This window comes from Xanthobacter sp. BG11Y11_SDJG, from assembly GCF_057364445.1.
On sequence record NZ_JBNFNU010000157.1, the window covers coordinates 1 to 9,095 of the forward strand.

The window sequence follows — 9,095 nt, forward strand, 5'->3', positions numbered from 1 at the left end:
CCGGGGTCGGACACAAAGGCCGAAGAACCGCGGCCATTCACCCCTCGACCCTGGCCCTCTCCCGCAAGGGGAGAGGGAATAGCGGTCTCTCGGGGCGGGAAGGCCGTTGCCGTTCTCCGCACCCGCTGCCGTCACCCTCCGGCTTGTCCGGAGGGTCCACCCATCCGTTCGTCCCGGCGGAGGGGTGGATGCCCCGGACGAGCCGGGGCATGACGGTGCAATGTCTCGGTCGCTCCTTCGTCACCGGCCGGTCTAGCCGGAGGGCGACGGCGGGCGATCAGTTCCTCAGCGGCCGGCCGGTCTCCAGCACGTGCTCGATGCGGTCCAAGGTGGCGGGGGTGCGGATGAGCTTCATGAAGCCTTCCCGCTCCAGCTCCAGCACCCGCGCGGCGCTGACCGGGGCAATGTGGTCCGCGTCGCCTCCGGTGAGCACCTCGGCGAGGGCCGCGGAGACCACCTTGTCGTGCGTCGTCGCCATGCCGCGCTTGGCGAAGCCCTCCACCGCCATGTCCATGGCCGCCTTGCCCGAGGGACCGGGCAGGAAGAATTCCACCGGCTTCGGCGGCTGGTAGCCATCCGCCATGGCGAGGGCCTTGGCCTTGGCGTCGGCCAGGAGCCGGTCGCGGTTCATGGTGATGCCGTCGCTCTCGCGCAGGAACTTCAGCTCCTTCGCCTCGGCGGCGGACTTGGCGACGGTGGCGGTGGAGACCGTCTCGAACACCTTCGAGGGGGCCGGCATGGGTCCCTTCGGGAATTTCGGGTCGGCCGCCCAGCGCTCCAGCATGGCGGTGCAGCCGCCCCAGGCGGGCAGCACGCCGACGCCGCATTCGACCAGGCCGATATAGCTCTCCGCATGGGCCTGAACGGCGCTGGCGTGGAGCAGGATCTCGCACCCGCCGCCCAGCGCCATGCCGGAGGGCGCCGCCACCACGGGGAAGGGGGCGTATTTCATGTCCTGGTAGGTCTTCTGGCCGGTGGCGACCAGCTTCTCCACCTCGCCGAACGCGCCGATATTGCAGGCGAACAGAGCAAGGCCCAGGTTCGCCCCCACCGAGAAGTTCGAGCCCTCGTTATAGATCACGAGCGCCTTGTGCTTGTCCTTCGTGAGCTTCAGCGCCTTGCCGAGGAGCGTGATGATGCCCTCGTCCAGCGAATTGCCCTTGGAGGTGAATTCGAGGCACAGCACGCCGTCGCCGATGTCCCACAGGGACGCCGAGCCGTTCTTGGCCACCGGCTCGGATCTGAGCTTGATGTCCTCCAGCAGCAGCACGCCCTCAGGCCGCACAATGTCGCGATAGGTGCCGTCGAGGGTGAGGAACTGCCGCCTGCCGTCCGCCACCCGGTAGAAGGGCTTGTCTGCGGCAAGCGCCAGGAGCGGGGGCACCTCTTCCCCGTCCGCCTTGAGCAGGTCGATGAGACGGGCCGCGCCGATCCTGTCGATCAGCTCGAACGGACCCCATTTCCAATTATAGCCGAGGCGCATGGCGTCATCGATGGCAACGATGTCGTCCGCCGCCTCGGGAACGAGGCGCGCGGCATAGGCCAGCGTGCGCACCATGACCGCGCGGGCATAGCGCCCGCCTTCGCCGTCCGAGGAGAGCAAAGCGAGGAGATCCTTGCCGCCGCCATCCTCCAGCTCCGCCACCTGCGCCTTGGCCTGCGGGCGGTAGTCGCCGGTCGAAAGGTCGATGGCTTCCTTCAGCTTCTGCCCGCCCTCCCGGTTGAGGCGGTAGAAGCCGCCCTTGCCCTTGCGGCCGGTATAGCCGGTCGAGATCATCTTCTCGATCAAAGGCTCGTCGCGGAGCGTCGCGTGGAACGGGTCCGTCGCCGGCAGCGCCCGCTTCAGCGAGCCCTGGACATGGGGCATCAGATCGAGGCCCACGAGGTCGATGAGGCCGAACACGCCGGTCTTCGGAAAGCCGAAGGGCCGGCCCATCACCGCATCCGCATTTTCCACCGTCATGCCCAGCGCGAAGGCCTCGCCGACCGCAAGCTGCAGCCAGTAGGTGCCGAGCCGGTTGGCAATGAAGCCGGGGGTGTCCTTGCACCGCACCACCGTCTTGCCGAGCTTCACGTCGGCGAAGCGGGCGACGGCCGCCACCGTGTCCGGGTTGGTCTCAGGCCCGGCGACGATCTCCAGCAGCCGCATGTAGCGCGGTGGGTTGAAGAAGTGGGTGATGAGGAAGTCGCGGCGGAAGCTCTCCGGCAGCCCCGCCGTGAGGTCCGCCAGCGGAATGGTCGAGGTGTTGGACGACACCGCCGCGCCCGGCCGGCGCGCCGCCTCGATCTTCGCATAGAGCGCCTGCTTGAGGTCGAGCCGCTCGATAATGGCCTCGATGACGAGGTCGCAATCGGCGATGTCGGCGAGGTTGTCCTCGATGTTGCCGGTCTTCACCAGCTTCGCCGCGGCCTTGGACATGAAGGGCGCGGGATCGGCCTTCAGCAGCTTCTCCACCGCCCCTTCGGCGATGACGTTGCGGTTCGCGGCGCCCTCCGGGACGATGTCGAGGAGCAGCACCTCGACCCCGGCATTGGCCACATGGGCGGCGATGCCGGCGCCCATGACGCCGGCGCCGATGACGGCGACCTTCTTGATTTCCGCAGCCATGACGCGCCTCCCTCAGACGCGCTCAAGGACGGTGGCGATGCCCTGGCCGCCGCCGATGCACTGGGTGGCGAGGGCATATTTGCCGCCCTCGCGCTTCAGCAGGCTCGCCGCCTTGCCGACGATGCGCGCGCCGGTGGCGCCGAGCGGATGGCCGAGCGCGATGGCGCCGCCATCCAGATTCAGGGTCTCGTCGCGGATGCCCAACTCCCGCTGGCAGGCCAGCGCCTGGGAGGCGAAGGCCTCGTTCAGCTCCACCACGTCGATGGCGCCGATGTCGATGCCGGCGCGGCCGAGCGCCTTCTTGGTCGCCGCCACCGGGCCGATGCCCATGATCTCCGGCGCGCAGCCGGCGACCGCCACGCTCTTCAGGCGGGCGAGGGGCTCAAGGCCGTTCCGTTCGGCATAGGCCTCGGTGCACACCAGCACCGCGGACGCGCCGTCCGTCACCGGGGAGGCGGTGCCGGCGGTGACCGTGCCGTGCTCGTCGAAGGCAGGCTTCAGGCCCGCCAGCGCCTCGGCAGAGGCGTCGCGGCGGATGCAGCCGTCGATCTCGATGGTCTTTCCGTTGGCCTTGACCGGCACGATCTCGGCCTTGAAGTGGCCCTCCGCCTCGGCCTTCGCCGCCTTCTGGTGGCTCTTCAGCGCGAAGGCGTCCTGGTCGGCGCGGGTGATCTGCCATTGCGGGCGACGTTCTCCGCCGTCTCGCCCATGCTCATATAGGCCTGCGGCATCGCCTTGTAGAGCGCCGGATTGGGCATCGGGTTGAAGCCCGTCATGGGCACGCGGCTCATGCTCTCGATGCCGGCGCACACGAAGGCTTCGCCCGCCCCCAGCTGGATCTGGCCGGCGGCCATGTGGACCGACTGCATGGAGGAGCCGCAGAAGCGGTTCACGGTGACGCCGGCCACGCTCTCCGGCAGGCCGGCGATCATGCCGATGAGGCGGGCGATGTTGAAGCCCTGCTCGGCCTCCGGGAAGGCGCAGCCGACGATCAGGTCCTCGATCTCCTCCGCCTTCACCTTGGTGCGGGCGAGCAGCGCCGCCACCACCTGGGCGGCGAGATCATCGGGCCGCATGCGGGCGAGATCGCCCTTCTTGGCGAGCGTAAAAGGCGAGCGGGAATAGCCCGCGATCACGACGTTCTGCATGGGGGCGCTCATGGGGCTCTCCTGCCTGATCTTTGCTTATGTCTTCTGCCGCGGTGCGCGCCGCGGATCAGCCGGCGGCCTTCTTCTGGGCCGTCTCGCGCTCCAGCGCGCCGAGGGTCTGCTCCTCGATGTCCTTGAGTTCGAGGATGGTCTCCTCAAGCGCGAGGCGCTGGTCCTCCAGCATTTCGAGGCGCGTCTGCACCTTCTTGAGCAGCATGCGGATCTGCTCGGTCTGGGACGGGTCGATGTCGTAGAGGTCGAGATATTCCTTGATCTCGCGCAGCGAGAAGCCAAGCCGCTTGCCGCGCAGGATCAGCACCATCCGCGCCCGGTCGCGCTTGGTGTAGACACGCATGGTGCCGGCACGGCGCGGCGTGATGAGGCCCTTGTCCTCGTAGAATCGGACGGTCCGCGGGGTGATCGCGAGGTCCCGCGCCAACTCGGTGACGGTGAAGAAGGTGTCGGTCAGCGAGGAGCCGGGGAGGCGCTTGCCTGTGGATGCCACGTGTTCACCTATACGTCATCTATCGGCACTGAAGATACATGCTTTGACCTTGGGCGCAAGAGGGCGCGCGTTCAGGGCTTCGGGAGGGGCCGCTGCGGCGTCCCGCTCCCGGTAAAATGCGCCGGAGCGGGCGATTCGGCGCTTCGGTTCGGCGGGTGGCGCGGCGCGTGGAGGGCCGGGAGGTGCGAACGGACGCTGCGAAATGTGGCTTTCCCGCCACAGCGCCGCAAATCCCGGCGGACGACTTGCGAGGGCGACACCAACGGTGTTGACGCGGATGTGCGTTAAGGCATGCTGGGTGACGTATAGGGCACCGTAAAACCTAATGTGCGCCGCAGCGCGCCGGGCCCTGAGGAACGCACCTGACAGGGGGACCCATGGCCACACATCTCTCATGCCTGCGCCGTCCGCTCGCGACCCGCGCGACGCTGATGGCCCTTCCGGTTCTGGCTGTGCCCGTCCTGGCCATTGCCGGAGCGACGGGCGCCGCGGCCGGCGGCTTCGGCCTCAGGGAGCAGAGCGCCTATTACCAGGGCTATTCGTTCGCCGGTGCCGCGGCCGGCGGCGATGGCCTTGCCTCAATGTTCTGGAACCCGGCGGCGCTCAGCTTCTCGCCCGGCCTCAACATGGAAGCCAACGTCACCTGGATCGCGCCGCACGCCTCCGTCGACGTGTACAGCGCCACCGGTCCGCTGTTCGGCAACAATCTCGGCAATGTGGGCGTCGGCGACATCGTCGACGATGCGGCGGTGCCCGCCACCTACATCACCTATGCCTGGGACCGCATCGCGGTGGGCCTCGCGATCAACGCGCCGTTCGGCCTCATCACCGACGCGCCCTGCAACTGGTCCGGCCGCTATTACGGCTGCTACAGCCGCATCTTCGACATGAACATCCAGGGCTCCATCGCCTACAAGGTGAATGAGTGGCTCACCATCGGCGGCGGCTTCAACGTCAATTACATCGACGCGCGGCTGTCCAACGCGCAGATTCTCAGCGCCGCTCCGCTCACCTTCGGCGCCGCGCAGGTGGACGGCGATTCCATCGGCTACGGCATCAATCTCGGCGCCCTGCTGACGCTCGCGCCCGGCACCACGATCGGCCTCGGCTATCGCTCGCAGATCGACCAGGGGCTGAACGGCACCATCACGCCGCTGATCCTCAACAACCCGGTCGCCAAGCTGCCGGCGCAGGCCGGCCTGACCCTGCCGGACCAGGCGACCTTGTCGCTGCGTTCCAAGCTCACGCCCAACTTCACCGTGCTCGGCACCGTGGAATGGACCAATTGGTCCACGGTGCAGGAGCTGAAGGTCGAAAGCATCGCCTCGCCGGAAAGCGTCCTGAACCTCCAGTGGAAGGATGGCTGGTTCTTTTCGGGCGGCATCGAATACCAGTGGGATCCGAAGCTCGCGCTGCGCGCCGGCCTCGCCTACGAGCTGACCCCGGTGCCGGACGAGACGCGCTCGCCGCGCCTGCCCGACACCAACCGCCTGTGGCTTTCGGCCGGCTTCACCTATGCCGTGACCGAGAAGCTGGCGCTCGATGTCGCCTATACGCACATCTTCGGCGAGGATGCCCCGATCGCCTTGTTCCCCACCGATCCGGCCAATGCGCTGCGCGGGTCGCTGGTGGGCAGCGTGAACGACGGCTATGTCGACATCATCTCGCTGGCGCTGCGGTACAAGTTCGACAGCCCGGTGGCCGCCGCGCCGCTCTATACCAAATAGAGGCGCCGCCCGGCCCGCCGTGTACCGGCGGGCCGCTTCGCCGCCCGCCGCCCGCTCCGCCGCACCGCAGATTGCGGTGCCATCGGCCGGGATAGGGCTTTAAGCTGCAATGGGAATCGACCCGGCCACACCGGAACGATCCGCGCCTGGCGCGGGCCGCGCCGAAGACGCCGCGCGAGCAGGGAGAACGGCCATGCAATCGGGCACGGATCAGGCGCCGGCCGCCCCCACGGCGCCGGGCCCCACGGTGCCGGTCTCCACGGTGCCGGATCTCCTGGCCGCGAGCGTCGCCCGCCACGGCGCCAAGCCGGCTTTGAGCTTTCTCGGCCGCAAATGGAGCTATGCCGATCTGGGCGCGCTGGTGGACAAGGTCGCCGCCGGCCTCCAGGCCAAGGGCGTGGGCAAGGGCACCAAGGTCGGGCTCTGTTTGCCCAACACCCCCTATTCGGTGATCTTCTTCTTCGCCGTCATGAAAGCGGGCGGCACGGTGGTGAATTACAGCCCGCTTTATGTGGAGCGGGAACTGCGGCACCAGATCCGCGATTCGGGAACCACCATGATGGTGGTGCCGGACCTCCACCTCATTCATTCGCGCGTCGCCGCCGTGGCGGCGGAGGCGGGGCTGAAGTCCATCGTCGTCTGTCCGCTCGCGGGCGTGCTGCCGTTTCCCAAGGGCCTGCTGTTCACGCTCTTCAAACGCAAGGAGCAGGCCCGCTACGATGCGGGCGACGGCGTCCACCTCCACTTCCGCGAGCTTCTGAAGCACGGCGACCGGCCGTCCCCGGTGGAGATCGATCCCAAGACCGACGTGGCGGTGCTGCAATATACCGGCGGCACCACAGGCGTGCCGAAGGGCGCCATGCTCACCCACGCCAACGTCTCCGCCAATGCGCATCAGGTGATGATGCATGCCGAATGCGAGCGGATCGGCGTCACCCGCGTGCTCGGCGTGCTGCCGCTGTTCCACGTCTTCGCCATGCAGACGGTGATGGTGATTCCCATCTGCCTCGGCGCGGAGATCATCCTCGTGCCGCGCTTCAACCTCGCCGACGTTCTCGACGACATCGAGCGGCGGAAGCCCACCATGTTCCCGGGCGTGCCCACCATCTACGCCGCCATCAACGCCCATCGCGGCATCGAGAAACGCGATTTGTCCTCGCTCACCTTGTGCATCTCCGGCGCGCGCCGCTGCCGAAGGAGGTGCGCGCTGCGTTCGAGCACCTTTCCGGCTGCAAGCTGGTGGAGGGCTACGGCCTGTCGGAGACCTCGCCGGTGGTGAGCGCCAACCCGCCGCTCGGCCTCGTCAAGGACGGCTCGGTCGGCACCGCTCTGCCGCAGACCGTGATCGAGATCCGCGACCTCGCCGATCCCACCCGCCTCATGCCGCCGGCGAGAAGGGCGAGGTGTGCGTGCGCGGGCCGCAGGTGATGGCCGGCTATTACGAGCGGCCGGACGAGACCGCCAGCGCCTTCATCGACGGCGCGCTGCGCACCGGCGACGTGGGCTATCTCGACGCCGACGGCTACCTGTTCCTTGTGGACCGCATCAAGGACGTGATCCTGTGCGGCGGCTACAACGTCTATCCCCGCGTGATCGAGGAGGCGCTCTATCTGCACCCGGCGGTGTCGGAGGCGATGGCGATCGGCATCGACGATCCCTATCGCGGCCAGGCGCCCAAGGCCTTCGTCACCCTGAGGGAGGGCGAGAGCGCAACACCGGACGAGATTCTCGGCTTCCTGTCGCACCAGATCTCCAAGATCGAGATGCCGAAGGCGGTCGAGATCCGCGAAAGCCTCCCGAGACGCTGGTGGGCAAGCTCTCCAAGAAGGAGCTGGTGGAGGAGGAGCGCCGGCGCGGCCAGACCTGACCCGCCCCGGCGCGCGCGACTCGGGGCCGCAGCCGCCCGTGGGCGGCCGATGACACCTGCCGCCTTTGTCGCTAGAGACGTGACCGGATCTTCGCACGCGGCAGGGACCCGTGCGGGGGGCGCGCGCGTTCCTGACAGCCTCGATGCGGAAAAGGGTCCTTCCATGCGGTCCGAAACAAGGCTGACTCGGCGAATTGCGCTCGCCGGCGTGGTGCTGGGCGCGCTCTATCTCGCCTGGCTGGCGGTGGACGTGATCCTGCTGGTGTTCGCGGCGGTGCTGCTTGCCTTGGCGCTGCATGCGCTCGCGGAGCCCTTCGCCCGCTACACACGCTGTCCTGAGCGCTATGCCGTGTTCCCGGTGGCGTTGCTGGTGTTCGGCGGCACCGGCGTGATCCTCTATCTGTTCGGCTCCACCATCCGCAGCCAGGTGCTGGAACTGGTGCAGTCCCTGCCGGCGGCGTGGACCGCCTTCGAGCAGCGCTTCCATCTGGAAGGTCTCGGGGATGATCTCCTCAAGCGTGCCGAGGCAGCGGCCCCGTCCAGCGATACCATCCTCTCTCTGGTGCAGGGTTTGACCAGCAACTTCTTCCAGGCGGTGCTCGGCGCCTTCCTGGTGCTGGTGGGCGGGCTCTACTTCGCGGTGGATCCGAAGACCTATCGCAGCATGTTCCTCGCTTTCTGGCCGGCTGCGCGGCGGCCGCAGATGGGCCGGCGGCTCGATTCGGTCGCGCTCGACCTGCGCAACTTCCTCAAGGCCCAGCTCATCGCCATGGTGGTGGTGGGCGTGCTCACCTATATCGGCCTCGCCATTCTCGGCGTGCCCTCGGCGCTGGCTTTGGCGCTGTTCACCGGGCTGGCGGAGTTCATCCCCATGGTGGGACCGGTGGTCTCGGCGGCGCCGGCGCTGCTGATCGCCTTCACCCTGGGCCTCGATTCGGCGCTCTGGGTGCTGGCGCTGTTCGTGGTGGTGCAGCAGACCGAGAGCAACCTCATCACCCCGCTGCTGCAGCAGCGCATGGTGTCCCTGCCGCCAGCGGTGACGCTGTTCGCCGTGGTGGTGTTCGGCACCGTTTTCGGCCCGCTCGGCGTGCTGCTCGGCACGCCGCTTACGGTGCTCGCCTTCGCCGCGTGCGCGACCTCGCGCCGCCGGAGGACTCCCTGTCGTCGAGGAGGAGCGCCCGGAGGCCCCGGCGGAGCCGCCCCCGGAAGCGCGCCCGAGGCGGGGGCGGCTGAGGCGCCG

Annotated in this window: 5 protein-coding genes and 2 pseudogenes; 4 read left to right on the top strand and 3 right to left on the bottom strand. The window is 68.3% G+C overall.

The window, feature by feature from the left end:
* Positions 1-277 precede the first annotated feature (277 nt).
* The 3 genes and pseudogenes from AC2W7M_RS13805 to AC2W7M_RS13815 all read right to left on the bottom strand — a co-directional run bounded on the left by AC2W7M_RS13805 (position 278) and on the right by AC2W7M_RS13815 (position 4,261).
* The gene (locus AC2W7M_RS13805) at positions 278-2,608 is read right to left on the bottom strand and encodes a 3-hydroxyacyl-CoA dehydrogenase/enoyl-CoA hydratase family protein (protein WP_486132847.1); all 2,331 of its coding nucleotides are present in this window, start codon (positions 2,606-2,608) and stop codon (positions 278-280) included.
* A 12-nt stretch (positions 2,609-2,620) separates the two neighbouring features.
* A pseudogene (locus AC2W7M_RS13810) lies at positions 2,621-3,756 on the bottom strand (thiolase family protein).
* Positions 3,757-3,823: 67 nt separating this feature from the next.
* Entirely contained in the window at positions 3,824-4,261 is a 438-nt protein-coding gene (locus tag AC2W7M_RS13815) for a MerR family transcriptional regulator (RefSeq protein ID WP_486132848.1), read from the bottom strand.
* Between the two features lie 377 nt (positions 4,262-4,638).
* On the opposite strand from AC2W7M_RS13815, the gene AC2W7M_RS13820 reads away from it, so the two are divergent.
* The 4 genes and pseudogenes from AC2W7M_RS13820 to AC2W7M_RS13835 form a co-directional block, all read left to right on the top strand.
* Positions 4,639-5,988 carry an OmpP1/FadL family transporter gene (locus AC2W7M_RS13820; protein ID WP_486132849.1) on the top strand — a complete coding sequence of 450 codons (1,350 nt, stop codon included), beginning with the start codon at positions 4,639-4,641 and terminating at the stop codon, positions 5,986-5,988.
* A 193-nt stretch (positions 5,989-6,181) separates the two neighbouring features.
* Positions 6,182-7,033 (top strand): annotated as a pseudogene (locus AC2W7M_RS13825) (AMP-binding protein); the annotation flags it as partial.
* Positions 6,991-7,416 (top strand): AMP-binding protein, encoded by a 426-nt coding sequence (locus AC2W7M_RS13830; RefSeq protein WP_486132851.1) that lies wholly within the window; start codon positions 6,991-6,993, stop codon positions 7,414-7,416. The pseudogene AC2W7M_RS13825 and the gene AC2W7M_RS13830, both read left to right, overlap by 43 nt.
* The coding region (locus AC2W7M_RS13835; RefSeq protein WP_486132850.1) for an AI-2E family transporter at positions 7,392-9,095 on the top strand (1,704 nt) is incomplete at its 3' end. The genes AC2W7M_RS13830 and AC2W7M_RS13835, both read left to right, overlap by 25 nt.